General features: G+C 73.5%; 24 protein-coding genes and 1 pseudogene. 12 read left to right on the top strand and 13 right to left on the bottom strand.

The features are described 5' to 3' along the window. Positions 1 to 88 precede the first annotated feature (88 nt). A complete protein-coding gene (locus ACFWOG_RS10650; protein ID WP_380356802.1) occupies positions 89 to 2,311 on the bottom strand; it encodes a transglycosylase domain-containing protein in 2,223 nt (740 codons plus the stop codon). 542 nt (positions 2,312 to 2,853) lie between these two features. Here ACFWOG_RS10650 and ACFWOG_RS10645 point away from each other — a divergent pair. Continuing rightward, entirely contained in the window at positions 2,854 to 3,177 is a 324-nt protein-coding gene (locus ACFWOG_RS10645) for a WhiB family transcriptional regulator (RefSeq protein WP_327678535.1), read from the top strand. A gap of 198 nt (positions 3,178 to 3,375) precedes the next feature. Here the strand turns inward: ACFWOG_RS10645 and ACFWOG_RS10640 are convergent, their stop codons facing one another. Then, positions 3,376 to 4,551 carry an ArsA family ATPase gene (locus tag ACFWOG_RS10640; RefSeq protein WP_380356805.1) on the bottom strand — a complete coding sequence of 392 codons (1,176 nt, stop codon included), beginning with the start codon at positions 4,549 to 4,551 and terminating at the stop codon, positions 3,376 to 3,378. A gap of 20 nt (positions 4,552 to 4,571) precedes the next feature. After that, positions 4,572 to 5,645 (bottom strand): ArsA-related P-loop ATPase, encoded by a 1,074-nt coding sequence (locus tag ACFWOG_RS10635; protein WP_329879041.1) that lies wholly within the window; start codon positions 5,643 to 5,645, stop codon positions 4,572 to 4,574. A 189-nt stretch (positions 5,646 to 5,834) separates the two neighbouring features. Here ACFWOG_RS10635 and ACFWOG_RS10630 point away from each other — a divergent pair, with 189 nt between their 5' ends. From ACFWOG_RS10630 to ACFWOG_RS10610, 5 genes are all read left to right on the top strand, one after another. Beyond that, positions 5,835 to 5,993, top strand: a complete 159-nt coding sequence (locus ACFWOG_RS10630) for a DUF4177 domain-containing protein (RefSeq protein ID WP_329879042.1) — start codon at positions 5,835 to 5,837, stop codon at positions 5,991 to 5,993. Next, positions 5,990 to 6,460, top strand: coding sequence for a RidA family protein (locus ACFWOG_RS10625; RefSeq protein WP_329879043.1), 471 nt, complete (start codon positions 5,990 to 5,992; stop codon positions 6,458 to 6,460). The genes ACFWOG_RS10630 and ACFWOG_RS10625 overlap by 4 nt, the downstream gene beginning before the upstream one ends. A 91-nt stretch (positions 6,461 to 6,551) precedes the next feature. Continuing rightward, the gene (locus tag ACFWOG_RS10620; RefSeq protein WP_380356798.1) at positions 6,552 to 7,508 is read left to right on the top strand and encodes an NUDIX hydrolase; all 957 of its coding nucleotides are present in this window, start codon (positions 6,552 to 6,554) and stop codon (positions 7,506 to 7,508) included. 322 nt (positions 7,509 to 7,830) lie between these two features. After that, the gene (locus tag ACFWOG_RS10615; RefSeq protein ID WP_329879045.1) at positions 7,831 to 8,007 is read left to right on the top strand and encodes a hypothetical protein; all 177 of its coding nucleotides are present in this window, start codon (positions 7,831 to 7,833) and stop codon (positions 8,005 to 8,007) included. Then, positions 8,004 to 8,831, top strand: a complete 828-nt coding sequence (locus ACFWOG_RS10610) for an MBL fold metallo-hydrolase (protein WP_329947852.1) — start codon at positions 8,004 to 8,006, stop codon at positions 8,829 to 8,831. The genes ACFWOG_RS10615 and ACFWOG_RS10610 overlap by 4 nt, the downstream gene beginning before the upstream one ends. Before the next feature lie 114 nt (positions 8,832 to 8,945). On the opposite strand, the gene ACFWOG_RS10605 is transcribed toward ACFWOG_RS10610, so the two are convergent. Both ACFWOG_RS10605 and ACFWOG_RS10600 read right to left on the bottom strand, forming a co-directional pair. Further along, a complete protein-coding gene (locus tag ACFWOG_RS10605; protein ID WP_030392646.1) occupies positions 8,946 to 9,620 on the bottom strand; it encodes a Crp/Fnr family transcriptional regulator in 675 nt (224 codons plus the stop codon). A gap of 271 nt (positions 9,621 to 9,891) precedes the next feature. Next, positions 9,892 to 10,905: a DUF5937 family protein gene (locus ACFWOG_RS10600; RefSeq protein ID WP_380356794.1), complete on the bottom strand. Its 1,014-nt coding sequence runs from the start codon at positions 10,903 to 10,905 to the stop codon at positions 9,892 to 9,894. Positions 10,906 to 11,028: 123 nt separating this feature from the next. On the opposite strand from ACFWOG_RS10600, the gene ACFWOG_RS10595 reads away from it, so the two are divergent. After that, entirely contained in the window at positions 11,029 to 11,886 is an 858-nt protein-coding gene (locus ACFWOG_RS10595; protein WP_380356792.1) for an isocitrate lyase/phosphoenolpyruvate mutase family protein, read from the top strand. An 85-nt stretch (positions 11,887 to 11,971) separates the two neighbouring features. On the opposite strand, the gene ACFWOG_RS10590 is transcribed toward ACFWOG_RS10595, so the two are convergent. From ACFWOG_RS10590 to ACFWOG_RS10580, 3 genes are all read right to left on the bottom strand, one after another. Next, on the bottom strand, positions 11,972 to 13,177 hold the full coding sequence (locus ACFWOG_RS10590) for an alpha/beta hydrolase (RefSeq protein WP_380356789.1): 1,206 nt from the start codon (positions 13,175 to 13,177) through the stop codon (positions 11,972 to 11,974). Positions 13,178 to 13,360: 183 nt separating this feature from the next. Further along, entirely contained in the window at positions 13,361 to 14,209 is an 849-nt protein-coding gene (locus tag ACFWOG_RS10585) for a response regulator (RefSeq protein WP_380356786.1), read from the bottom strand. Beyond that, complete coding sequence (locus tag ACFWOG_RS10580) at positions 14,206 to 15,420, bottom strand: sensor histidine kinase (protein WP_380356783.1); 1,215 nt, start codon at positions 15,418 to 15,420, stop codon at positions 14,206 to 14,208. Before ACFWOG_RS10580 ends, ACFWOG_RS10585 begins: the two co-directional genes overlap by 4 nt. 314 nt (positions 15,421 to 15,734) lie before the next feature. Between ACFWOG_RS10580 and nth the strand changes: the two genes are divergently transcribed. From nth to ACFWOG_RS10565, 3 genes are all read left to right on the top strand, one after another. Then, positions 15,735 to 16,637, top strand: coding sequence for an endonuclease III (nth, locus tag ACFWOG_RS10575; protein WP_380356780.1), 903 nt, complete (start codon positions 15,735 to 15,737; stop codon positions 16,635 to 16,637). Then, positions 16,634 to 17,374, top strand: coding sequence for a CoA pyrophosphatase (locus ACFWOG_RS10570; protein ID WP_329947854.1), 741 nt, complete (start codon positions 16,634 to 16,636; stop codon positions 17,372 to 17,374). Before nth ends, ACFWOG_RS10570 begins: the two co-directional genes overlap by 4 nt. Positions 17,375 to 17,552: 178 nt before the next feature. Continuing rightward, entirely contained in the window at positions 17,553 to 18,737 is a 1,185-nt protein-coding gene (locus ACFWOG_RS10565; RefSeq protein WP_329879054.1) for a MarP family serine protease, read from the top strand. 43 nt (positions 18,738 to 18,780) lie between these two features. On the opposite strand, the gene ACFWOG_RS10560 is transcribed toward ACFWOG_RS10565, so the two are convergent. The 4 genes from ACFWOG_RS10560 to nhaA all read right to left on the bottom strand — a co-directional run bounded on the left by ACFWOG_RS10560 (position 18,781) and on the right by nhaA (position 22,471). Next, positions 18,781 to 18,993: a hypothetical protein gene (locus tag ACFWOG_RS10560; protein WP_329879055.1), complete on the bottom strand. Its 213-nt coding sequence runs from the start codon at positions 18,991 to 18,993 to the stop codon at positions 18,781 to 18,783. A 168-nt stretch (positions 18,994 to 19,161) separates the two neighbouring features. Continuing rightward, on the bottom strand, positions 19,162 to 20,205 hold the full coding sequence (locus ACFWOG_RS10555; protein WP_329947846.1) for an alpha/beta hydrolase: 1,044 nt from the start codon (positions 20,203 to 20,205) through the stop codon (positions 19,162 to 19,164). Positions 20,206 to 20,392: 187 nt separating this feature from the next. Continuing rightward, a complete protein-coding gene (locus tag ACFWOG_RS10550) occupies positions 20,393 to 20,869 on the bottom strand; it encodes a phage holin family protein (RefSeq protein ID WP_329879057.1) in 477 nt (158 codons plus the stop codon). Between the two features lie 192 nt (positions 20,870 to 21,061). Then, entirely contained in the window at positions 21,062 to 22,471 is a 1,410-nt protein-coding gene (nhaA, locus tag ACFWOG_RS10545; protein ID WP_329947845.1) for a Na+/H+ antiporter NhaA, read from the bottom strand. 223 nt (positions 22,472 to 22,694) lie between these two features. Here nhaA and ACFWOG_RS10540 point away from each other — a divergent pair. Then, positions 22,695 to 23,285 (top strand): annotated as a pseudogene (locus ACFWOG_RS10540) (serine hydrolase domain-containing protein); the annotation flags it as partial. Positions 23,286 to 23,341: 56 nt separating this feature from the next. Beyond that, positions 23,342 to 23,926 (top strand): hypothetical protein, encoded by a 585-nt coding sequence (locus ACFWOG_RS10535; RefSeq protein WP_380356808.1) that lies wholly within the window; start codon positions 23,342 to 23,344, stop codon positions 23,924 to 23,926. 127 nt (positions 23,927 to 24,053) lie between these two features. Here ACFWOG_RS10535 and acs read toward each other — a convergent pair whose 3' ends face one another. Continuing rightward, positions 24,054 to 26,009, bottom strand: coding sequence for an acetate--CoA ligase (acs, locus tag ACFWOG_RS10530; RefSeq protein WP_380356773.1), 1,956 nt, complete (start codon positions 26,007 to 26,009; stop codon positions 24,054 to 24,056). Positions 26,010 to 26,090: the final 81 nt, after the last annotated feature.

Genomic DNA, 26,090 nt, shown 5'->3' with positions numbered 1-26,090 from the left:
CGGCCCGCGCCGGGGTTTCCGCGGGGGCCCCCCCCCGCCCCCGTGGGGGGGGGCCCGCCCCTCTTCGCGTCACGGTCGACCGGGTCGGTCAGCGGTGGCCGCCGCCGTTTCCGTTGCCGTTGCCGCCGCCGATGATGCCCGGCGGGAGGGTGATCCCGCCGCCGATCAGGCCGCCGGCGTTGGTGCCGCCGGGGTTGCCGCCGCCGGTGTTGGCGGGCGGCGGCGGGTTGCCACCCGCGTTGGGGTCGCCGGTGGCCGGCGGGCTGGCCGGCGCGGTGGCGTTCGGGTCGGGCTTGGGTGCCGGGTCCGGGATGTTGATGGTCGGCAGGGTCTCCATGGGAGCGCCGCGCAGGGCCTGGTTCATCGCCATCTGCCAGATCGGGCCGGGGCCGGTGGCGCCGAAGACGCCGTCGGCGCCGTAGTAGGTCTCGCCGATCTTCATGTTCTTCATCTTCACGCCGCCGGCCGGGCCGCCGAGCCAGACGGCGGTGGCGAGCTGCGGGGTGTAGCCGCTGAACCAGGCGGCCTTCTTCTCGTCGGTGGTACCGGTCTTGCCGGCGATCTGGCGTCCGCCTTCGAGCTGGAGGGAGGCGCCGGTGCCCTTCTCGGTCACGTTGAGCAGGACGGCGTTGAGGGCGTCCGCGGTGTCCTGGGAGTAGGCCTGGCTGCAGGTCGTCTGCGGGACCTTGATGTCCTTGCCGTCCACCGTGGTGATCTTGTTGATCGCGACGGGGGTGCAGTACTTGCCGCGGGCGGCGAAGGTGGCGTAGACGTTCGCCATGGTCAGCGGGGAGAGCTCCAGGGTGCCGAGGACCATCGACGGGACCTCGACGAACGGGTCGCCCTTCGAGGTCTGGCTGATGCCGAGCTTGTTGGCCATCTGCTTCATGGCGCAGAGGCCGACCTTCTGCTCCATCTGCACGAAGTAGGTGTTGACCGACAGGGCCATGGCCTGCTTCAGCTCGTACGGGCCGACCTCGCTGGCCGACTCGTTGCCGACGCTGCGCTCCTTGCCCTTGGCGGTGTTCTTCCAGGTGCCCGAGCAGGTGGACATCGTGGGGTACTCGATCTTGTTCTCGGACGGGAACGGCTGGGTGGGGGACATCCCCGACTCCAGCGCCGCCGCGGCCAGGACCGGCTTGAACGTCGAACCGGTCTGGAAGCCGTTGCCGCCGCCCATCGCCGCGTCGACGTTGAGGTTGACGACGGTCTGGTTCTTGTTCGGGTCCAGGCCGTACGGGCGGGTCTGGGCCATCCCGAGGATCTTGCCGGTGCCGGGCTCCATCATGGTGGCGGCGGCCGAGACCGGGTCGGTCACCTTGACCTTGGAGGTCACCGCGTTCTGGGCGGCGGCCTGCTTGTCCGGGTCGAGGGTGGTGTAGATGTTCAGACCGCCCTGGTCCCAGAACTTCTTCCGGTCGGCGGCGTTCTTGCCGAAGACCGGGTCCTGCTTGACCACGTGCCGGACGTAGTCGCAGAAGAAGCCCATGCCGGCCTGCGCGGTGATGCAGCCGTTCTGCGGGTCCTTGAACTTCAGGCCCAGCGGGGCGGCCTTGGCCTCCTTGGCCTGGTCCGCGGTGATGTGCTTGTTCTCGAGCATCTTGTCGAGCACGACGTTGCGCCGCTTGACCGTGTTCTCGGGGAAGCGCACCGGGTCGTACTGCGAGGGGTTCTGCACCACGCCGGCGAGGGTGGCGGCCTCGGCGATCGTCAGGTCCTTGTTGTTCTTGCTGAAGTACCGCTGGGCGGCGGCCTCGACACCGTAGGCCTGGTGGCCGTAGAAGGTGATGTTGAGGTAGTTGGTGAGGATCTGGTCCTTGGTCAGGTCCTCCTCCAGCTTGATCGCGACCTTCAGCTCCTGGATCTTGCGGCCCAGGGTCTTGCGCTGGGCCTCCAGGACGGCCGCCTGGTCGTCGCCGGCCTTCTCGACGTTGACGTTCTTCACGTACTGCTGGGTCAGCGTCGAGGCGCCCTGGGAGGTGGTGCCGCTCTCCGCGTTCTTGCTGATCGCGCGGAGCACGCCCTTGAGGTCGACGGCGCCGTGCTCGTAGAAGCGGGCGTCCTCGATGTCGACCTGGGCCTGCCGCATGTACGGCGACATCTGGTCGGCGGCGAGGACGGTGCGGTCGCGCTCGTACACCTTGGCGATCAGCCCGCCCTTGGCGTCGAAGATCTGGGTCGCCTGGGAGAGCGGAGGGGTCTTGAAGTCGTCCGGGATGTTGGAGAAGCCCTCTGCGGTGTTCTTGGCGGTCAGGCCGAGCGCGCCGACGGCGGGCAGGGCCATGCCGGCCAGCAGGACTCCGGAGAGCACGCTGACCCCCAGGAACTTGACTCCGTGTCCCGCGTAAGCCAGCGGTGACTCGCGGCGTGTACCGCGCGGAGCTCCGGTGTTGCCTGGGGGCTGGGGTGCCTGGGGGCGCTTCGGTGCCATGGGAGAACCCTACGTTGCCGATTCCCGCACACCGGGGCAGGTGTTCGCCTAGGCTTGTCACAAGCTTGCGACAGCTTCGCTCTGTCAGCATCTGTCACTCTTGTGAGTGATGAGAATTGCCCGAATTGCCCTTTCTTGGGGGGTTTTTGAGGCAGCTGTCGCTGGCTGTGCACCTGTGTCCGGTAGCGCTCAGTGACGACTCGCGTGGCGAGAGTGGCGCCCGCGACCCTGGCAAGGCTTGCGACCTGCGGTCACTCCAACGAGTGAGCTGATCGATACCCATAGTCCAATCGGGTCATTCGAGATTGAGCCCGAAGGGGCTGTTGCAACCTGTCGTTCTTCCGTAACGTCCTCAACTGGCAACGGTGAATATGCCGTTGCCGCCGTGGGGGAGCCTCGATTCGGGAGAGGACGGCGCCGGCATGGGCTGGGTAGACGACTGGAGTGCGCAGGCCGCCTGCCGCACGAGTGATCCGGACGAACTGTTCGTCCAGGGGGCGGCGCAGAATCGCGCCAAGGCGGTGTGCAGCGGGTGTCCCGTCCGCACGGAATGCCTGGCCGACGCGCTGGACAATCGGGTGGAGTTCGGGGTCTGGGGCGGGATGACCGAACGCGAACGCCGGGCGCTGCTGCGCCGACGGCCGACGGTGGTCTCGTGGCGGCGGCTGCTGGAGACGGCCCGCACCGAGTACGAGACCTCGCTGGCCACCGGCGTGATACTGACGGACTACGCCCAGGCGGGCTGAACCTCCGGGCCGTCCGGCCGATGGCTTCACTCGGCGTTCGGCCTCGTTCGGCCCTGTTCGGTCGGTGGTCATTCCCGGCCCGTGGTCCTGCCCGGGCCGGTGACCGCACGGTCCCGCCGGGGACAGCCCCGCCGGGAACCGCCCGCCCGGTGACTGCGCCGTCCGGTGACTGCGCCGCCCGGTCGGTGACCGCACGGCTCAGCCGGTCGCCCCGCTGAGCCGTTCACCGATGGTGCGCAGGCCCTCCAGGTCGTGGACGTCCCCGGGGAGCGCGGCGACCTCGACGATCGGCACGTCCGGGTAGACCGAGACGAAGCGGTCGCGGGTGCGGCGCTCCCGCGCCATCACCTGCATCCGCTCGGCGTGCAGGCGCAGCAGCCCGGCCGCGAGCAGCTCGGCCTCCGGCGACGCGTGCTCCGAGCCGTTCTCCTCCAGGGCCTCGGCCGCCGCCAGCGACCGCTCCGCGGTGAGCTGCGGGACGCCCGTGCCGTGCACCCGGTTGAGTACCAGGCCGGCCAGCGGCATCCGGTCGGCGGCCAGCCGGTCCACGAAGTACGCGGCCTCGCGCAGCGCGTCCCGCTCCGGCGCGGCCACCACCAGGAACGCCGTGCCCGGTGCCTGCAGTAGCTGGTACGTCCGGTCCGCGCGTTCCCGGAAGCCGCCGAACATCGAGTCCGTCGCGCTGACGAAGGTCTGCACGTCGGTCAGCAGCTGGGCGCCGAAGATCTTGCCGAGGGTGCCGGTGAGCAGGCCCATGCCGACGTTGAGGAACTTCATCGCCGACCGGCCGCCGACCTTGGCCGGCGCGGTCAGGATGCGGATCACCTTGCCGTCGAGGAAGGACCCGAGCCGGTTCGGCGCGTCCAGGAAGTCCAGTGCGGAGCGGGACGGCGGGGTGTCGACGACGATGAGGTCCCACTCCTCGGCCGCGCGGAGCTGGCCGAGCTTCTCCATCGCCATGTACTCCTGCGTGCCCGCGAAGCCGGCCGACAGCGACTGGTAGAAGGGGTTCTCCATGATCGCCCGGGCCCGCTCGGGCTCGGCGTGGGCCAGCACGACCTCGTCGAAGGTCCGCTTCATGTCGAGCATCATGGCCTGGAGCTCGCCGTCGCCGGTGACGCCCTTGACGATCCTGGGCGTGTTGTCCAGCTCGGTCAGGCCCATCGACTGCGCCAGCCGCCGCGCCGGGTCGATGGTCAGCACGACGACCTTGCGGCCCCGCTCCGCCGCCCGCAGGCCGATCGCCGCCGCGGTGGTGGTCTTGCCGACGCCGCCCGAGCCGCAGCAGACGATGATCCTGGTCTTCGGGTTGTCGATCAGCTTGTCCACGGCGAGCCGGCTGCCGCCGCTCTGCACGTTCCCGCCGCTCTGCACGCTGTTCCGCCCGCCCGTGCTCACGCTGCCCCCTGACGCTTCAGTTCGCCCGCCAGCCGGTAGAGCCCGCCGAGGTCCACACCCTCGCCCAGCAGCGGCAGTTCGTAGGTCGGGAGCTTCAGCTGCTGGAGGTCGGCGCGCTGTTCGCGCTCCAGCTCCACCCGCTCGGCGTGCTCCCGTGCCTGGTCCAGCAGCGGGCCGAGCAGCGGTTCGACCGCGGCCCGGACGGTCTCCGGTTTGCGCGAGCGCCCGCCGAGCCCCGCCTCGACGAGGGCGAGCGCGACCTCCTCGCGGTGGTCGCCGTCGACCGCGGCCACCGCCGCCGCGTCCAGCAGCGGCGGCCGGACCATGTTCACCAGGACCCCGCCCACCGGGAGGCCGGCCTCGCGCAGCTCCTCGAAGCCGTCGACGGTCTCCTGCACCGGCATCTCCTCCAGCAGGGTGACCAGGTGCACCGCGGTCTCGGGCGACTTCAGCACCCGCATCACGGCCTGCGCCTGGGAGTGGATCGGCCCGAACCGGGCCAGCCCGGCCACCTCGGAGTTCACGTTCAGGAACCTGGTGATCCGTCCGGTCGGAGGCGCGTCCATCACCACCGCGTCGTACCGGCGGCGCCCGTCCGGGCCCTTGCGCCGGGCCGCCTCGCAGGCCTTGCCGGTCAGCAGGACGTCCCGGACGCCCGGCGCGATGGTCGTCGCGAAGTCGACGAAGCCCACCTTCTGTAGCGCCTTGCCGGCCCGGCCGAGCTTGTAGAACATGTCGAGGTACTCGAGCAGCGCCTGCTCGGTGTCGATGGCGAGCGCGTGGACCTCGCCACCGCCCGCGGTACCTCCGGGCAGTCCCAACTGGGCGGGTGAGACCGAGGCGATCCGGCGCTCCTCGTACGGCAGCGCCGCGATCCCGAACAGCTCGGCGATGCCCTGCCGGCCCTCCACCTCGATCAACAGCGTCCGGCGGCCCTCCGCTGCGAGGGCCAGCGCCAGTGCCGCGGCCAGGGTGGTCTTGCCCGTCCCGCCCTTGCCGCTGACCACGTGCAACCGCACGCCCTCCCAGTCGGGATCGCGCCGGGCCGCCTGGCCGGGGGTGCGTGCCACGCTCCGTCTCCGTCCGTCTCCGAGGGCGGCACCGCTCAGGGTGCCCTCCCGCGAGGGTAACCAGGGACCGCGCCGGATGCCGGGACTACCGGGGGGGCCAGGCCTGAATCATGCCCGGTTTGTGGGCCACCTCACACGCACGAGCGCGGGCCGCGCCGGTCGCCCGGGCGGAGCGTCTAGAGTCTGGCCATGACCAAGTGGGAATACATGACGGCACCCCTGCTCGTGCACGCCACGAAGCAGATCCTGGACAACTTCGGCTCGGACGGCTGGGAGCTCGTCCAGGTCGTACCAGGTCCGAACCCGGAGCAGCTGGTGGCCTACTTCAAGCGGGAGAAGCAGGCATGAGCAAGGTCGAGGAGAGGCTCGCCGAGCTGGGCCTGACCCTGCCGCCGGTGGCCGCCCCGGTCGCCGCCTACGTCCCGGCGCTGCGCACGGGCGAGTTCGTCTTCACCTCCGGCCAGCTGCCGATGGTGGGCGGCAAGCTGCTGAACACCGGCAAGGTCGGCGCCGAGATCACCCCGGAGGAGGCCAAGGAGCTCGCGCAGGTCTGCGCGCTCAACGGGCTGGCCGCCGTCAAGTCGGTGATCGGTGACCTGGACCTGGTCGAGCAGGTCGTCAAGGTGGTCGGCTTCGTCGCCTCCGCCCCGGACTTCACCGGCCAGCCCGGCGTGATCAACGGTACGAGCGAGCTGCTCGGCAAGGTGTTCGGCGAGGCCGGCGTGCACGCCCGGAGCGCCGTCGGCGTCACCGTGCTGCCGCTGGACGCCCCGGTCGAGGTGGAGCTCCAGGTCCGGGTCCGCGCCGGGGCCTGACCCCGCGTGTGACCGGAGGACCTCCCCGGAGCGGGGGCGGGCAGCGGATCACCCCTGTCCAACCCCGCCCCCGGGCGTTTAGCATCCGGGCATGGACCAGCGAGCAACGACGCTCCCGATGCCTCCCGGCTGGCCTGCCCGGATCCGGGCGGTCGAGTCCGGCGAGCTGAGCCCGCCCGTGCCCAAGCCGTCCGCCACCGTGGTGCTCCTCCGGGACGCGGGGCCGGACGCGGGGCCGGGCGTGGAACCGCTCGCGGATGCGGAGCCGGGTACGGACGCGGAGCGGGGCACTGCGCCGAACGACGCCCCCGGACCCGAGGCCTACCTGCTGCGCCGCCGCACTTCGATGGCGTTCGCCGCCGGCATGTACGCCTACCCGGGCGGCGGGGTGGACCGGCGGGACGCCGAGGCGGAACTCGGCTGGGCCGGGCCCGGCCCGCAGGAGTGGGCCGAACGGCTCGGGGTGGACGCCCGCACCGCCCAGGCGGTGGTCTGCGCGGCGGTCCGCGAGACCTTCGAGGAGGCCGGCGTCCTGCTGGCGGGGCCGGACGCGGACAGCGTCGCCGAACCCCGGGACTGGAGCGCGGAACGCGCCGCCCTGGAGGCCCACGAGCTCTCCTTCGCCGACTTCCTGCGCGAGCACGGTCTGCTGCTCCGCAGCGATCTGCTGGCCGGCTGGGCCCGGTGGGTCACCCCGGCCTTCGAGGAGCGCCGGTACGACACCTGGTTCTTCGTCGCCGCCCTGCCGCCCGGCCAGCGAGCCGCCCGCGAGGTCGGAGAGGCCGACCGGGTCGCCTGGCTGACCCCGGCCGAGGCGGTCAGGGGCTACGAGGAGGGCCGGTACGGCATGCTGCCGCCGACCGTCACGGTGCTGCGCGAACTGCTGCCGGTGCGCAGCGCCGCCGAGGCGCTGGCCGTGGCCGGTGACCGTTCGCTGACCCCGGTGCTCGGTCGGGCCGAGGTGCGGGGCGACCGGCTTACGGTCCGCTGGACGGGGTACGACGAGCTGACGATCGACGGCTCCTTCCCCGTCCGTCCGGGCGGCTGAGCCCTCCGGGCCCGGACGCGGTCGAGTCCCCCGGCTCCGACGACTGCGACGACTTCAGATGACTGCGACGACCTCGACGACCTCGATGACTTCGACGAACCCGGTGAGACCGGCGAGCCGGCCGACCCGGCCGACCCGGCCGAGACCGGTGAACCGGGCGATCCCGGTGGACCCGTCGGCTCCGCCGAGCCCCCGCGGTCTCCCCGGCCTCGCCGACCTCCCTGATTTCCCCGACCTCCCCGATTTCCCCGACCTCCCCGATTTCCCCGACCTCCCCGATCCCCGTGAACCCCGTGAATCCGAGTGGAAGGACCGACGCCCGATGACCCACAACGATGTGGCTCGCCGGACGGCACGCCAGGTGCCCGCCCGCAGCCTGAACCCGCGTACCCCCGCCTGTGAGGGCGGCCTCGTCCCCTTCAGCGAGCTGGCCCAGCGCGCACTCACCCGGGTCCTCCCCCTGCGCGCGCTGCATCGCGACGGCGAGGGCGGCCGGTGAGCGGACTCCTGCCGGGTGACCCCGCCGCCGCCATCGGCGGCGGGGCCACCCCCCGGGCGCTGTGCGTGCTGGCGCCGAACCCGTCGCCGATGACGCTGGACGGCACCAACACCTGGCTGCTCTCCGAGCCCGGTTCGGACCTCGCGGTGGTGATCGACCCCGGCCCGCTGCACGAGGGCCACCTGCGCAGGGTGGTCGAGACCGCCGAGCAGCAGGGCAAGCGCGTGGCGCTCACCCTGCTCACCCACGGCCACGCGGACCACTCCGAGGGCGCGGCCCGGTTCGCGGAGCTGACCGGCTCCGAGGTGCGCGCGCTGGACCCGGCGCACCGGCTCGGCTCCGAGGGCCTCACGCACGGGCAGCGCCTGGACGTCGGCGGCCTCGACCTGCGCGTGGTCGCCACCCCCGGGCACACCTCCGACTCGCTGACCTTCCACCTGCCCGCCGACGGGGCGATCCTCACCGGGGACACCGTGCTCGGCCGGGGCACCACGATGGTCGCCCACCCGGACGGCCGGCTCGGCGACTACCTCGACTCGCTGCGGCACCTGCACACCATGGCGGCCGAGCACGGGGTGGGGACCGTGCTGCCCGGCCACGGCCCGGTCCTCGCGGACGCGCTCGGCGCCGTCGACTACTACCTCGCGCACCGGGCCTCCCGGCTGGCCCAGGTGGAGACGGCGGTCGAGGCCGGCTGCCGGACGGCGGGCGAGGTGGTGGCGCGGGTCTACGCCGACGTGGACCGTGCGCTCTGGCCGGCCGCCGAGCTGTCGGTCCGGGCCCAGCTCCAGTACCTGCGGGAGCACGGGCTCATCCCGGACTGACCCGGTGCCGCGCGGCCGAGGGGCCCGGACGGCCGAGGGGCCCGTACGCTCGGCGTCCGGGCCCCTCGTCGTGCAGGCTTCCGGTCGGGTCCCGGGTCCCGGGCGGCCGATCGACTAGCGCGAGCGGCGGGAGAGCCGCTCGACGTCCATCAGGACCACCGCGCGTGCCTCCAGCTTCAGCCAGCCGCGGCCGGCGAAGTCGGCGAGCGCCTTGTTGACCGTCTCGCGGGAGGCGCCGACCAACTGGGCCAGCTCCTCCTGGGTGAGGTCGTGGGCGACGTGGATGCCCTCGTCGGACTGCACGCCGAACCGGCGGGAGAGGTCCAGCAGGGCCTTGGCGACGCGCCCGGGCACGTCGGAGAAGACCAGGTCGGACATCACGTCGTTGGTCCGGCGCAGGCGGCGGGCGATGGCGCGCAGCAGTGCGATCGAGACCTCGGGGCGCGCGTGCAGCCAGGGCTGCAGGTCGCCGTGGCCGAGGCCGAGCAGCTTGACCTCGGTGAGCGCGCTCGCGGTGGCGGTGCGCGGGCCCGGGTCGAAGAGCGACAGTTCGCCGATCATCTCGCTCGGGCCGAGGACGGCGAGCATGTTCTCGCGGCCGTCCGGCGAGGCGCGGTGCAGCTTGACCTTGCCCTCGGCGACGACGTAGAGCCGGTCGCCCGGGTCGCCCTCGTGGAACAGCGACTCACCGCGGGCGAGCGTGACCTCGGTCATGGAAGCGCGCAGCTCGCCGGCCTGTTCGTCGTCGAGTGCCGCGAAGAGTGCGGCGCGCCGCAGAACGTCGTCCACGTGCTTCCTCCTTCTCGGCCGGCCGGCCGTCAAGCCGTTCGGCACAAGTTCGTACAGTGCTCTGCATCACCAAGCATGGCGCATGTCGCTCCGATCATATGAGGAGGGGGTGCGCCGAGGGGTGCTGCGCGGGGCCATTCGTACCGCCTGTACCGCCAGGTCAACCCGGCGTCAAGCCGGGGTCACCGCGGTCGCACGGGTCGCTGAGCCGTTTCCGCGCGGTTCCCCGTGCCGTCCAGCCTGCCGATTCCTGCGCCGTTCATCGCGCCGTTCACCGCGCCGCTCCCGCTCCGGAGGCCGTTTCCGGAGCGAGCAGGGCGTCGGCGACGGCGGTGCGGGCGTAGAGCACGGCGTGACCGGCCCGGTGCGCGCTGGTCAGCCCGGCCGCGCGCAGGCCGGTGAGGTGCTGGGAGACCCCGGCGGCGGAGAGACCGGTGCGCCGGGCCAGTTCGGTGGTGGAGGCCGGCGAGTCGAGTTCGGCGAGCAACCGGGCCCGGGAACGGCCGAGGACGGCGGCGAGCGCGTCGGAGCCGGTGCTCGGCCGGGGTTCCCACAGCGTGGCGATCCCGCGGGCCGGGTAGGCGAGCTGCGGCGGGTCGGGCGGCAGCGACCGGGTCAGCACCCGCGGCCAGGCGAACACCGACGGTACGAGCAGCAGCCCGGCACCGGCGTCCAGGCGCCGGACCGCGCAGTGCCGCTGCTCCAGCCGGAGCGCGCCGCCGTCCCAGCGGACCGTTTCGTGCAGGTCGTCGAGGACGTGGGCGGTGCCGTGCCCGACGGCCTGGCGGGCGCGGTGCAGCACGTCCGCGTCCAGCAGCGCGCGGATCCGGGCCCAGTACGGCGCCAGCGCCAGCTGCCAGTACGCCTCGATGTCGGCCGTCAGCCGGGGCAACCGGCCGGCCGGGTCGCGGTAGAGCGGTTCGAGCGGGGCCGGGAGCCGGCCGTCGTGCGCGGCGGCCAGCAGGTCCAGGTCGGCCCGCACCTGGGCAGGAGTGGTGGCGGCGATCGCGGCCAGCTCGTCGGCGAGCGCCGGGGCGCTGGTGGCCGGGACGGGGTTGAGGAAGTCCGGCAGGTGGCCCTCGGGCGGGACCATCGCGGCCAGCCGCCGGTACACGGGTCCGACGGCGGCCAGCCGGGGCCGGACCTGCCCCGCCCACTGCCGGTGCAGTGCCGGGACGGGCGTGTGGGCCAGAGCCCGGAGGCTGGTCACCACCTCCCACATCGGGGAGACGGCGAACCTGGTCCGCGCCAGGTCGTCCGTCGAGAACGCGAGCGCGGTCCGCATCGCCGCCACCTTCCGGTCCGGGCCGAGATTCGGTCTCAGCTTAATCACTGGAGCCGACCGTATGGCGCCCGCGAGGATTCCGGTGTCGCACCACGATCCCCCGTGTGAAAGCCGGTGACCCTCATGACCTCTCCCGCCGCCCCCCTGTCCGCGGTCCCCTCCCTCCCGGTCCTCCGTGAGCGGGCCGTACGCCTGCGGGCCCTCGTCGCCGACGGCGTGCTCGTCCTGCCGAACGCCTGGGACGCCGGGAGCGCCGCCGTGATCGCCTCGGTCGGAGCGGCGGCGATCGCCACCACCAGCGGCGGTGTCTCCTGGTCGCTCGGGCGCGGCGACGGCCAGCGTCTCGACCGGGCGGAGGCCGTCGAGGTGGCCCGTCGGGTCGCCGCCGCCGTCGACCTGCCGGTCACCGTCGATGCCGAGGGCGGTTACGGCCCGAAGCCCGACGACGTGGCCGAGACCGTCCGGGCGCTGGTCGGGGCCGGTGCGGCGGGCGTCAACCTGGAGGACTCGGTGGCCGTCGGCGGCCCGCTGTTCGCGGTCGCGGACCAGGCCGAGCGGCTGCGCGCGGCGCGAGCTGCGGCGGCCGGGGCGGGCCTGCCGGAGCTGGTGGTGAACGCCCGGACGGACGTCGTCCTGTTCGGGCTGGGCGGCCTCGACGACGTTCTCGTCCGCGCCGAGGCGTACGCGGAGGCCGGCGCCGACGGTCTCTTCGTGCCGGGCCTGCTGGACCTCGACGCGCTGGCCGCGCTCTGCGCGCGTTCGCCGCTGCCGGTCAACGCGATGGCCGTCGCGGGCGGGCCCACCGTCGCCGAGCTCGCCGCCACGGGGGTGCGGCGGGTCAGCGTCGGAACGAGCCTGGCCCAGTTCGCCTACACCGCCGCCCGGGCGGGCGCCGCCGAGCTGCTCGGCGCGGGCTCGCTGACCGAGCCGGCCGGCGCTCTCGGCTTCGGCGAGGTCGACGCCCTGTTCGGGCGGGGCTGAGGCTCGGGGTGCGGCTCGCCGCGGCGGGTTGCACCCGGGACCGGCCGCGCCGGCGGACCGAGTCGGGGGGGCGTCGGGGGGCCGGTCAGTGAACGGGCCGTCCGGTGAGGAAGTCGAGGAGGACCCGGCGGCCGGTCTGGGAGGTGAGGCTGCCGTAGGCGTCGTCGAAGGCGTGCTCGGCGAACGGCAGCACGCGCACGGTGGTGGGGACGCCGGCCGTGCGCAGCGTGTCGCCCAGGGCCTCCACACCTCCGGGCGGGGCGCTGCGATCGCGGTCGCCGACCACGAGGAGGGTGGGCGGGAGGCCCGGGCGGACCTCCGGGGCGGGGGACACCTCGCGGTAGCGGTCGGGATACTGCGCGGGCGTGCCGCCGGTGTACAGCTCGGCGGCGGCGCGGGTGCCGGCCACGTCGCGCCGCCACATCTCGGTGACGTCGACACCCGGGTAGAAGCCCACGACCGAGGCCGGGGGCCTGGGCGCGGCACCGCTCGTCGGCCTGATCGTCCCGTTCTGCAGACGGTAGGCGGCGTTCATGGCCAGCGTGCCCCCGGCCGACATGCCGCCCAGCGAGATCCGGTCGGGGTCGAGGCCGTACGCGTCGGTCCGGTCCTGCACCCAGCGCAGCGCGGCGACGAGGTCCTGAGGGGCCTTGTCCCAGGTGGGGCGGTCGGGCCGGGCGAGCCGGTAGTCGACGGCGAAGACGGCGACGCCGTGGTCGGCCAGCCAGCGTCCGGTGCCGCGCAGGTCGGACTTGTCGAAGGTGTGGAAGCCGCCGGAGTGGGCGAGCACGACGGCGGGAGTCCTGCCGTCGTGGCGCGGGGGGAGGTAGACGTCGGCCTTCAGCTCCTCGCCGTCGGCGGTCCCGTACGTCTCCGTGGCGTCGGGCGCGGTGTCCGGGTAGGCGAGCTGGCCGAAGACCTCGCCGAACGAGACCTCGGCGCCGGCCCGCCGGGCGTCGGCGTACTGGATCCCGCCGATGACCAGTGCGGCGGCGGTCGACAGCGCCGCGACCACGGTGACCGTCCGGCCCCAGCGCACCAGGCCGCCGCGCCGGGCGGCGGTGGCGAGCGCGGCGCCGGCCAGGCCGAGCAGGGCGACGAGGAGGGGGTACTGGCCGCCGAGCACCGGTCCGATGATCCCCGCCTTGGGGATCGCCGGCAGGTATGCCCCGAGCATGATCACCGCGACCAGGAACGTGAGCGACGAGGCGAGCAGGGCGGCGGCGACCAGGACGGCTCGCCTGAGCCGGCGGGGTGCCGCCGACAGGACGGTTCGGACGGACGGGGTCATACCGGTGCTCCTGTGCGGGGTTGCGGGGTGCGGGGTGAGGTGCCGGGGCGCGGGATCGCGAGGCTCGGGCCGGCGGGTGCTCCCGCCGGCCCGCCGACACCTCCGAGCCTCCCCGAACCCGGCCGCACCCCGCGTCCCCCGGCGGAGCCAACCCCGGGACGTGGCTCTCGCGGGGGACGCCGCTCAGCGGTCCGCCGCGTCGCTCCCCGGTGTGACCAGCCCGTTCTCGTACGCGAAGACGGCGGCCTGGGTGCGGTCACGCAGGCTCAGCTTCCGCAGGATGCGGCCCACATGGGTCTTGACGGTCTCCTCGGCCACCACCAGCTCGCGGGCGATCTCGGCGTTGGAGAGGCCGCGGGCGATCTGGACCAGCACCTCGCGTTCGCGCTCGGTGAGCCCGGCGGTCGGTCCGCCGACCCGCTCGCGGGGCGGCCCGGTGACCTGCGCGGCGGCCTGTCCGGTGACCTGCTCGCGGGGCCCGCTCCGCCGGAACCGCCGAGGCGGCGAGGCGCCGGCGGACGCCTTGGTGGACGCCCCTGTCGTCCCTGAAGGCACCCCGTCCGCCGGCCCGCCCGATGGTCCGGCCGCCGGCCGGGCCGCACCACCCAGCCGGGAGAACTCGGTGATCAGCCGTCTGGTCAGGTCCGGCGAGAGCATCGCCTCGCCGCGTGCCACCACCCGGACGGCCTCGGCCAGTTCCACGCCGGACGCGTCCTTGAGGAGGAACCCGGTGGCGCCCGCCCGCAGCGCCTCGTACACGTACTCGTCGAGGTCGAAGGTGGTGAGCACCAGGATCCGCGTGGTCCCGCCCAGCAGCCCGGTGATCCGGCGGGTGGCCTCGATGCCGTCCAGGACCGGCATGCGGACGTCCATCACGATCACGTCGGGGCGCAGCTCCTCCGCGCGGGCGACGGCCTCGGCGCCGTCCCGTGCGGTGCCGACCACCTCGATGCCGGGCTGGGCCCCGAGCAGGACCGAGAAGGCCTCGCGGACCATGCCCTGGTCGTCGGCGATCAACACCCTGGTCGTCATCCCGGGCCGTCCTCGTGGGGGGTGGTGGTGGGCAGGACGGCGGTGACCTCGTACCCGCCGTCGGAGGTCGGACCGGCGGCGAGGTCGCCCCCGAGCATCGCCGCCCGCTCGCGCATGCCGGTGAGCCCGTGACCGCCGCCGGGGGAGGGCGGTGCCTCCTGCGCCGCGGGCCCGTTGGCGACCCGCAGCCCCAGTGCCGCGGGGCGGTAGGCGAGTTCGACGACGGACTGCGCGCCGGGTGCGTGCCGCAGCGTGTTGCTCAGCGCCTCCTGGACGATCCGGTAGGCCGACAGCCCGACGCCCGGCGGCAAGGGGCGGCGCGGGCCGTCGACGACCAGACCGACCGTCAGCCCGGCGGAGCGGACGGTGTCCAGCAGCGCGTCGAGCCGTTCCAGGGAGGGCTGCGGCGCGGTGCCGCCGAACCGTTCCTCCGGACCGTCCGCACGCAGCACGCCCAGGAGGCGACGCAGCTCCGTCAGGCCGTCCAGGGCGACCGCGCGGATCGCGGCCAGTTCGGCGACCAGTTCCGGCGGCGGGTCCGCCACCCGGTACGGCGCCGCGTCCGCCTTGATCGACACGACGGACATGTGGTGGGCGACCACGTCGTGCAGCTCGCGCGCGATCCTGGCGCGTTCCTCCAGCACGGTGCGCAGCGCCCGTTCGTGCGCGGTCGCGGCGGTCTGCTCGATCAGCCGGGCCCGGTCCTCGCGGCGTCCGCGGCGGACCGCGCCGATCAGGACCGCCAGCGCGAACCACCCGCAGCCGACCGCGACCAAGGCCCACGACCCGACCGGCAGGCCGGCAAGTTTCAGCGACGCGCCGCAGAGCGCGCTCACGCAGGCCGCCGTGACGGACACCGCCGGCCGGTTCCGCAGGGCGAGCAGGAGCAGCACTCCGGCCTGGACCGGCCACGTCCACAGCTCGTTGTCGTGCGTGGGCGGGTGGGCGACGGGGATGACGACGGCGAGCGCCGTCGCCAGCCACCAGGCGACCACCGGCCGGCGCAGCGCGACCACCAGGGTCCCCGCGTGCGCGACGGCCAGCAGGCGCGCGACCGGGTCCGCGCCCGTCGCGGCCAGGGCCAGGGCCCCGAGGACCACGGCGACGTGCGGGAGCCACCGCAACCGTGGCGGCCAGACCAGCGGCGGCAGCGGCTGCGGCCGGGGGGTGAGCAGATCCGCTCCTACGTGCCGCGGTGCGGGCCGGCTCACCGGCCGCACAGGCGGTGGAGCTGACGGCGGCGCGGGCGGTGGTGCGGACGGCCTCGGCGGCGCGGCGGTCGAAGCACCGTCAGAGGGCACGGGCCGTCGGGCCCGGGCGGAAGGAAGGCCCTCGGGGCGGCGGTGCTGACCATGCGGGTGACGCTATCCCGTGCGCCCCCGCCCCGGCGAACGCGCCCTCCCGGGGGCCCCGCCCCGGTGAACGCGCCCTCCCGGCGGCCGGTGTGCGGCGTGCCGCCACCGGTCGTCCATCGGTCATCGCTGATCCGCCGCACGCGGCGGACCGTCCGGCGTAGCCTTCGTGCATGGCAGAGAGCAAGGTCCGGCAGGCCGGGACCAAGGCGGTCGCGAAGCCGGCGACCAAGGCGGCTGCGAAGCCGGCGGCGACGGTCAGGCCGAGGAAACCGGAGTCGCACCTGGCGATGGTGCGGCGGGCGCGGCGGATCAACCGGGAGCTGGCGGAGCTGTACCCGTACGCGCATCCGGAGCTGGATTTCGACAACCCCTTCGAGCTGCTGGTGGCCACGGTGCTGTCGGCGCAGACCACCGACCTGCGGGTGAACCAGACGACGCCCGCACTGTTTGCGAAGTACCCGTCGCCGGAGGACATGGCGGCCGCCGACCCGGCGGAGCTGGAGGAGATCATCCGGCCGACCGGCTTCTTCCGGAACAAGGCGAGGTCGCTGATCGGCCTGTCGATCGCGCTGCGGGACGAGTTCGGCGGCGAGGTCCCGGGTCGGCTGGAGGACCTGGTCACCCTTCCCGGCGTCGGTCGCAAGACCGCCAACGTCGTGCTCGGCAACGCCTTCGGGGTCCCGGGGATCACCGTGGACACCCACTTCGGGCGGTTGTCCCGACGGTTCGGGTGGACGGCGGAGGAGGACCCGGTCAAGGTCGAGGCGGTCGTCGCGGAGATCTTCCCGAAGTCCGAGTGGACCATGCTCTCGCACCGGGTGGTCTTCCACGGCCGCCGGATCTGCCACTCCCGGAAGCCCGCCTGCGGGGCCTGCCCGATCGCGCCGCTCTGCCCCGCGTACGGCGAGGGGGAGACCGATCCGGAGAAGGCGCAGAAGCTGCTCAAGTACGAGATGGGCGGCCAGCCCGGCCAGCGGCTGAGGCCGCCCGCGGACTTCCCGGGCGAGGCCGCCGCCCGCGCCGACGCCGCCGCCCACCGGGGCGAGGTCGCCGACCTGGCGGTGGCCGAGTGACCGCCGGCGCGGCCGGGATCGAGCGGGACGGCCTGCCGTCCTGGCTGGAGCCGGTCCGGGAAGCCGCGGAACGGGTGCTGCCCGAGCAGCTGAGCCGCTTCCTGCCGCCCCCCGAGGGCGGACGCGCCGCTGCCGTCCTGATGCTGTTCGGCGAGGGCGCCACCGGTCCGGACGTCCTGCTCATCGAACGGGCCCGCTCGCTGCGCTCGCACGCGGGCCAGCCGTCCTTCCCGGGCGGCGCGCTGGACCCGGAGGACGGTGACCCCGCCGGCCCCGGGCCGGTCGCGGCGGCGCTGCGGGAGGCCTGGGAGGAGACCGGACTGGATCCGGCCGGGGTGCAGGTCTTCGCGACCCTGCCGGCCCTCTACATCCCGGTCAGCCGGTTCGTGGTGACCCCGGTGCTCGGCTGGTGGCGCGAGGAGTCGCCGGTCCGGCCGGTGGACACCGCGGAGACCGGCGCGGTGTTCCGGGTGTCGATCGACGAGCTGACCGACCCGGCCAACCGGGCCAGGCTCCGCCATCCCTCGGGTCACCTGGGCCCGGCCTTCGCGGTCGCGGGGCGTCTGGTGTGGGGCTTCACCGCCGGGGTGATCGACCGGGTGCTCCACCACAGCGGCATGGAGCGGCCGTGGGACACCGCCAGGATCGTCAACCTGTCGGACGAGGCGCTGGAGCTGGTGCAGGGCGACCGGGACCGCTCCCGTGCGGTGCTCGGCCGCGACTCCGGGCCGTCGTGAGCGGGGGCGCGGCGGGTCCCGTCCCGGTGAGCGGGAGCGTGGCGGCCCGTGCGGCGGCCCGCCCGGACGTGGCGGCCCGTGCCGCCGGCCGTGCGGGAACGGCGGGCCGGACCCTCCCGGCCGCCCTCCCGGCCGCCCGCCCGTCCGCGCGCGCGGCGCGGCATGGGAGGGTGTTCGGGTGAACGTCCTGGATGTGCTGTTGATCGCCGCCGCCGTGGGATTCGCCGTGTCGGGCTACCGGCAGGGCTTCGTGGTCGGCGTGCTGTCGGTCCTCGGCTTCCTCGGCGGCGGCCTGCTCGCCGTCCAACTGCTGCCGTTGCTGCTCGACCACCTCAGCCCCGGGACCACCGCCTCCGTGATCGCCGTGGTGGTGGTGATCGTGCTGGCGGCGATCGGCCAGGCGATCACCACCCACTTCGGCTGGAAGCTGCGCGGCCACATCGACCGCCGCCCGGCGCGGGCGCTGGACGCGGCCGGCGGGTCCGTGGTGAACGTGATCTCGATGCTGCTGGTGGCCTGGCTGATCGGTTCGGCCCTGGCCGGGACGTCCCTGCCGACCGTCTCCAAGCAGGTCCGCACCTCGGCGATCCTGAGCGGCGTGCAGGACACGCTGCCGTCCGACGCGCCCAACTGGTTCTCGGACTTCTCCAAGGTGCTCGCCCGCAACGGCTTCCCGCAGGTGTTCAACCCCTTCGAGCACGAGCCGATCACCCAGGTCGACATCCCCGACCCGGCGCTGGCCGCGAGCCCGGCGGTGGCGAAGGCGAAGCAGAGCCTGGTCAAGGTGGTCGGCACCGCCACGTCCTGCGGCAAGACGCTGGAGGGCAGCGGCTTCGTCTACGCCCCGCACCGGGTGATGACCAACGCCCACGTCGTCGGCGGGGTCGACGAGCCCACCGTGCAGATCGGCGGGGTCGGCCAGCTGTACGACGCGACGGTGGTCCGCTACGACTGGCAGCGCGACATCGCGATCCTGGACGTGCCCAAGCTCAACGCGCCGCCGCTCGGTTTCGCCGGCGAGGCGAAGACCAACGACAGCGCGATCGTGGCGGGCTTCCCCGAGAACGGCGCCTTCAACGTGCAGCCGGCCCGCATCCGCGGCCGGATCCAGGCGAACGGTCCGGACATCTACCACCGCGGCCAGGTGGTCCGGGACGTCTACTCGGTGCGGTCGCTGGTCCGCCAGGGCAACAGCGGAGGTCCGCTGCTCACGCCGGACGGCCAGGTCTTCGGGATGGTGTTCGCCAAGTCGCTGGACAGCGCGGACACCGGGTACGTGCTGACCGCCGCCGAGGTGCGCGAGGACGCCGAGAAGGGCAGCACGGCCACGGCCCGGGTCGACACCCAGGGCTGCGCCCTCTGATCCGTACGGCCGCCGGTCCGTCCCGCGGGGCCGGGCCGGGGCCTCAGGTCTCGCGTCGGAGTCTGGCGCCCACCCAGCGGGCGCGACGGCCGAGGATGCGTGGGATGCCGAGCTGCCGCTGGTCCGTGCGCTGGTGGCGGTCCACGACGTCGTAGCCGAGGTCGTCCGACCAGTCGGTGCGGTGGGCGGCGGAGCGCTGCGGGCTGGTGTGGCGTCGGCCGCGCGGGGCGCCGTCGCGATCGGGCATCCAGGTCATACCGCAATGGATGCCCCTGGGCCGACGGGGGTAACCACGGGAGTTGTGCCCATCTTGGCCTATGCGTTTGTCATATGAGCACACTGTAAAGGGAGTTGGGACCTTCGACCCTGATCATCGGCCCGCTCGCGGACGAACCCGGACGGACCCGGGTGCCCCGCCCGGCACTCAGTCCTTGTGGCGGCCGATCCAGTCCAGCAGTTCCGCGGTGAACTGCTCCGGCGCCTCCTCGTGCGGGAAGTGCCCGATCCCGGGCATCAGCCGCCAGCGGTACGGCGCGGCGACGTACTCACCGCCGCCGAGCGCGGTGTGGGACAGCAGCACCGGGTCCGCGGCGCCCTGGACGTGCAACGTCGGTGCGGTGATGGGCTTCTTCATCCGGCGGGCGAACTGGATGCCGTCCGGCCGGGCCATCGACCGCAGCAGCCACCGGTACGGCTCGATCGAGCAGTGCGCGGTGCTGGGGATCCGGATCGCCCGCCGGTACGCGGCCACCGTCGCGCGGTCCAGCTGGTTGCGGCCGGTCCAGTCGTCCAGGTAGCGGCCGACCAGTGCCGCGTCGTCGGCCACCAGACGGCGTTCCGGTATCCACGGCCGCTGGAAGCCCAGGACGTGATCGAAAGCGGCCATCTGGCGCCGGTCCGTGAGCAGGGCCCGACGGAGGTCGCGCGGGTGTGCCGCCGAGACCACGGTGAGGCTCTGGATCACCGACGGCCGCATCACCGCCGCCACCCAGGCCAGCGTCCCGCCCGAGGCGTGGCCGACCAGGTGGGCCCGGTTCTCACCGAGGGAGCGGATCACCCCGGTGATGTCGAGCGCGAGGTTGCCCGGGTCGTAGCCGCGCGGGGTGCGGTCGCTGCCGCCGATCCCGCGCAGGTCGAGCGCGACGGCCCGGTAGCCGGCCGCGGCGAGCGCGGTCAGCTGGTGGCGCCAGGCCCACCAGTACTCGGGCCAGCCGTGCACCAGCAGGACCAGCGGGCCCGCTCCCAGCTCGGCGATGTGGAACCGGGCACCGTTGGCGGCGAGGTCGCGGTGGGTCCAGGGCCCCGCCTGCCGGATGTCCCACGCGGAGTCGAGGGGGGCGTCGTCGGTCGTCCCGTTGACAGCGGCGCCGTCGGTGGGGCCGGAGGCGCTGTCGTGGTCGTCGTCGCCGGATGTGCCGCCGGAGCGGGCGGACGGCTGCGCGGGCACGGGCTTCTGGTCGAGCGACATACCGAGAGCGTGTCACATCCCCGTGCCGGACACGTGCCCGGCACTCGCACTCGGTGCGTCAGGCGTGCCGGGGGCTCGCCGCCCGGCGCCACGGGCCCACGGCGTCCGCCCGTCCGCTTGCCGCCGGCCTGTTCGCCGCCGGCCCGCCGTCCGCCCGGCGGGTGCCCGCGTCCGTTCCGGCCGCCCTTTACGGGATGCGGCCCAGGGCCCGGTCGATCTCCTCCTTGGTGGCGGGACGCGGCCGGGCGTTCTTGAGCACGTCGGCGGTCTTCTGGGCGCCCTCGATGGTCCGGTGCGGCTTCTCGATCCGCTTGAACGAACGCAGCGCCAGCAGGCCGAGCAGCACGGCCAGGAGCAGGTACGCACCGGCCACGATCAGGAACGACCAGCCCAGCGAGAGGCCCAGCGCGTGGATCCCGTACGCCGCGGCGGCGCTCAGCATCGGGACGGCGGCCAGCGCCACCACACCGGCGACCACCAGCGAGACGCCGCCGGAGACACCGCGCTTGACGTCCGCGCGCAGCTCGGCCTTGGCGAGCGCGATCTCGTCGTGGACCAGGGCGGACAGGTCGGTGGTGGCCGCCGCGAACAGCTGCCCCACCGAACGCTCGCCCTCGTAGGGCGCCCGGCCGTTGCTGGACGGGTCTGCGGCTCCTGCGGGCATCAGCTGTTCTCCTCTTCGGCCGTGCGGCGTGTGACGCCGCCGCACGGTGCGGCTCCCGGGCGGTTCCGGGTGACCGGGGCGGCCCGGCGGCGTCGGTGGACTGTCGACAGTTCAGAATCATGCCCCTACCGCCCGAGCGCACACCACTCCGGGGGCCCCGCCGGAGGGACGTGTCCCGGCGTTCGGGCCGCCTCAGCGGGTCCCGTCCGGGCCCTTCTCGGTGGGGCGGGTGGGCTCCGTCCCGCCGGCCCGCTCGGCTGCACGGGCCCGTTCGGCCATGCGGGCCTGCCAGGCGGGGTCGTCGAGCTGGTAGACGTCGGGGACGCCGTCGCCGTCCAGGTCGCGGTCCTCCTCCTCGCACAGTTCCTGGTAGTGGCGGTTGCGCAGTTTCAGCAGGACGGTGGCGATCAGCGCGCAGAGCAGCGAGCCCACCAGGACGGCGGCCTTGGAACGGTCGGCCAGCGCCGGGTCGTCCGGGAAGGCCAGTTCGCTGATCAGCAGTGAGACGGTGAAGCCGATGCCGGCCAGCACCGAGACCGCGAACATGTCCGCCCACTTGAGCTGCGGGTTCAGCTCGGCGCGGGTGAAGCGCGCGGCCAGCCAGGTACCGCCGAAGATGCCCACGGTCTTGCCTACCAGCAGGCCGAGGATGATGCCGAGCGGGGTGGCCTGGGTGAACACCTCGCCGAGTGCCGGCCCGGTGATCGTCACCCCGGCGGCGAACAGCGCGAACACCGGCACGGCCAGCCCCGCCGAGACCGGGCGGACGAGGTGTTCGATGTGCTCGCCGGGGGACTGCTTCTCGTCGCCCTCCCGGTGGCAGCGGAGCATCAGGCCCATCGCGACGCCGGCCACCGTGGCGTGCACGCCGCTCTCGTGCATCAGCGCCCAGTTCAGGAAGGCCAGCGGAACGAACAGGTACCAACCGTGCACCCCGCGCCGGTGCAGGAACCAGAACAGCACCAGCCCGGCGAAGGCCAGTCCGAGCGCCCAGAACTTGATGCCGGAGCTGTAGAAGATCGCGATGATCAGGATGGCGATCAGGTCGTCCACCACGGCGAGGGTGAGCAGGAAGGCCCGCAGCGCGGACGGCAGGTGGCTGCCGACCACGGCCAGCACGCCCAGCGCGAAGGCGATGTCGGTGGCGGTCGGGATCGCCCAGCCGCCCGGGTGGCCGCCGGCGCCCGAGTTGGCGAGGGCGAAGAGGACGGCAGGCAGCGTGACGCCGCAGACCGCGGCCACCACCGGCAGCAGTGCGGCACTCGGGGTCCGCAGCTCGCCGGCGACGAACTCGCGTTTCAGTTCGATGCCGGCCACGAAGAAGAAGATCGTCAGTAGCCCGTCCTTGGCCCACGCGTCCAGCGTGAGGTCCAGGTGGAGCGGTCCGGAGGGCCCGACGGTGTAGTCGAGGACGCTCTCGTACGCGTGCGGCCAGACGTTGGCCCAGATGAGGGCGATCACCGCGGCGATCAGCAGCAGGATGCCGCCGACCGTCTCCGTCCGCAGGGCGTCGGTGATGTACGTGCGCTCGGGGAGGGACAACCTGCCGAGGAGCTGGCGGCGTCGGGTCGTCGGCTCTTGGGCGGGCGGCTGGCTGGCCACGAGGGACCTCCTGGGGCGGGGAAACGGTGTCCGGATGCACCTGTGGTGCAGTGCCGACCAGACTTCCCGGCGCGCCCTGTGACGCGGAATCTTGATGCGTCGTTGACATTCTAGCGGGAACGGCAAGGCGACGTCCGGATTGTCATACTTCAGGACTTAGGACTTGGCGGCCCGTTCTGCACCCGTCCGAACGGAGGTGCGACACCCGAACGGAGTCTGCGGCATGCAGACGGGTGAACCGCTCCCTATCGTCGACCGCAGGCGCCGGCCCGGTTCAGCCCGGCCGGTGTCCAGCCCCGTTCCCTTCCTCCTCGGGAGGCACCACCATGCCCGGACCACCCCTCTTACGACTCCCGTCGCGGCCCTCCCACCGGAGCCCGCGGTGATGAACGGCGCCCTCCACCGCTCGCCCGGTCCCGACGCCTCGTCCGACCACCGGCCGGACGACCGGCCGGACCGCCTGCCCGGTCATCGGCCCGGTCCGGGCTCCGGTTCCGCCTCCGGTTCGGCCTCTGCCGCTGCCTCTGCCGCTGCCTCCGAGCCCGGGCCGGACCTCGACCGCCTGCTCCGCCCGCTCTTCCGGGCCGCCGCCCCGGGTGGCGGTGCCGCCGTGGTGGTGATCCGTGGGGACGAGCGGACGGTCGCCTGCCGCGGGCACGTCGACCGCTCCGTCGAACGCCCGGTTCGTGCCGACACCCGCTTCGAGCTCGGCTCCGTCACCAAGACCTTCACCGGGCTGCTGCTCGCCGAGATGGCGGCCCGCGGCGAGGTCGGCTACGACGATCCGATCGACCGTTACCTGCCCGCCGACGCCGCCCCCGGCTACCCGCAGGCCGCGAGGATTACGCCGGCTACCGGCGCGGTAGGCGCGTGCCGTCCTTCCGGCTGCCCGCCCTCCCGGGCGCCGCCGCGCTCCGTTCCACGGCGGACGACATGCTCCGTTACCTGCAGGCGAACCTGGCACTGGACGCCGTGCCGCTCCCCGAGCGGGCCGACGCGGCCGTGCTGCGGATGGCGCTGGGGGAGGTGCGTCGGCCGCGCACTGGCGGGCGGCGCGGCGGCCCCCGGATCTGTCTGGGCTGGAACCACCGCGCGTTGTGGTCACACCGGGGTCCGGCGGATCCCGAGGATCCCGAGGATCCTTCGGACGGGGCGGACGTGGCAGAACTGGCGGGCGCGTCGCGCTCGGCGGCCCGGCCGGGTCCGGAGTCCCCGGCGGAGTCGGGCGCCGGTGCGCAGGGCATGGAGGGCGCGCTGGGCACCGTGGGCACGATGGGCGACGAGCTGGTCTACCACGCAGGGGTCACCCGGAGGTCCACCACCTTCGTCGGGTTCAGCCCGCGTGCCCAGGTCGGGATCGCGGTGATGGCCGGCGCGCTGCCGCTGCGCAGCCGGAGCCTGGTCCAGGGCGCCTACGAGACCCTGCGCACGCTGGTCGCCGAGCGCCGGGGCTGACGGGCCGGCCGCCGCAGGTCACCGGTCCACCCCCGCCGTCTCCGACCACGGTGCCCCCGGGCGGTCGCAACCGCCCGGGGGCACCGTGGTCTCCGGGTCTTCCGGCGTTCTCGGCCGGTCGGCCAGGTCAGCCCTCGCTGCCCGCCGGGGGGAGCTGGGCCTGGATGAGGTTCATCACGGTGGAGTCGGCGAGGGTGGTGGTGTCGCCGATCTCGCGGCCCTCGGCGATGTCGCGCAGCAGACGGCGCATGATCTTGCCGGAGCGGGTCTTCGGGAGCTCGCCGACGACCTTGATCTGCTTCGGCTTGGCGATCGGGCCGAGGGTCCGGCCGACGTGCGCCCGCAGCTCCTCGACCAGCTCGGGGCTGTCGGCGGCGGTGCCGCGGAGGATGACGAAGGCGACGATCGCCTGGCCGGTGGTGGCGTCGGCGGCGCCGACCACGGCGGACTCGGCCACGGACGGGTGTCCGACCAGGGCCGACTCGACCTCGGTGGTCGAGATGTTGTGGCCGGAGACGAGCATGACGTCGTCGACCCGGCCGAGCAGCCAGATGTCGCCGTCCTCGTCCTTCTTGGCACCGTCACCGGCGAAGTAGCGGCCCTCGAACCGCGACCAGTAGGTGTCGATGTAGCGCTGGTCGTCGCCCCAGATGGTGCGGAGCATGGACGGCCACGGTTCGGTGAGGACGAGGTAGCCGCCGGAGCCGTTGGGGACCTCGCGGGCCTCGTCGTCGACGACGGTGGCGCCGATGCCGGGGAGCGCGCGCTGGGCCGAGCCGGGCTTGGTCTCGGTGACGCCGGGCAGTGGGCTGATCATCATGGCGCCGGTCTCGGTCTGCCACCAGGTGTCGACGATCGGGGCCTTGCCGCCGCCGATGTGCTCGCGGTACCAGATCCACGCCTCGGGGTTGATCGGCTCGCCGACGCTGCCCAGGACCCGCAGCGACGAGAGGTCGAACTTCGCGGGGATGTCGTCGCCCCACTTCATGAACGTGCGGATCGCGGTGGGCGCGGTGTAGAGGATCGTCACGCCGTACTTCTGGACGATCTCCCAGAACCGGCCCTGGTGGGGGGTGTCGGGGGTGCCTTCGTAGATGACCTGGGTGGCGCCGTTGGAGAGCGGGCCGTAGACGATGTACGAGTGGCCGGTGACCCAGCCGATGTCGGCGGTGCACCAGTAGACGTCGGACTCCGGCTTGAGGTCGAAGACGGCGTGGTGGGTGTAGCTGGCCTGGGTGAGGTAGCCGCCGGAGGTGTGCAGGATGCCCTTGGGCTTACCGGTGGTGCCCGAGGTGTAGAGGATGAAGAGCGGGTGCTCGGCGTCGTGCGCCTCGGGGGTGTGTTCGGTGGACTGGCGGGCGGTGGCCTCGTGCCACCAGACGTCGCGGCCCTCGGTCCAGGAGACGTCCTGGCCGGTGCGGCGGACGACCAGGACGTGCTCGACGCCGTCGACCTTGGTCAGTGCCTCGTCGATGGCGGGCTTGAGGGCGGAGGGCTTGCCGCGCCGGTAGCCGCCGTCGGCGGTGATGACGAGCTTGGCCTGGGCGTCCTGGATGCGGGAGGCGACGGCGTCGGCGGAGAAGCCGCCGAAGACCACCGAGTGGGTGGCGCCGATCCGGGCGCAGGCGAGGATCGCGACGACGGCCTCGGCGATCATCGGCAGGTAGACGGCGACCCGGTCGCCCTTGCGGACCCCGAGTTCCAGCAGGGCGTTGGCGGCCTGTGAGACCTCGTCCTTGAGCTGGGCGTAGGTGATGGAGCGGCTGTCGCCGGGCTCGCCCTCGAAGTGGATGGCGACGCGGTCGCCGTTGCCCGCCTCGACGTGGCGGTCGACGCAGTTGTAGGCCACGTTGAGCTTGCCGTCGGCGAACCACTTGGCGAACGGCGGGTTGGACCAGTCGAGTGTCTCGGTGGGCTCGACGGCCCAGGTGAGGCGGCGGGCCTGCTCGGCCCAGAAACCGAGGCGGTCCTCGGAGGCCTGAGCGTATGCGGCCGCGGTGACGTTGGCGGCTGCGGCGAGCTCTGCCGGCGGGGCGAAGCGCCGTTCCTCCTTGAGCAGGTTGGCCAGGCTCTCGTTGCTCAACGCGCACTCCTCATCGAGTCATGATCGGGATCGTTCCCGTGCGTGGGGATTGTCCCGTGTGTCCCAGCGCACAGCTCACCA

It is taken from the genome of Kitasatospora sp. NPDC058406, from assembly GCF_042722765.1.
Classification (GTDB): domain Bacteria; phylum Actinomycetota; class Actinomycetes; order Streptomycetales; family Streptomycetaceae; genus Kitasatospora.
The sequence above is the reverse complement of the archived record's forward strand: the minus strand, read 5'-3'. Positions and strand labels throughout refer to the sequence as shown.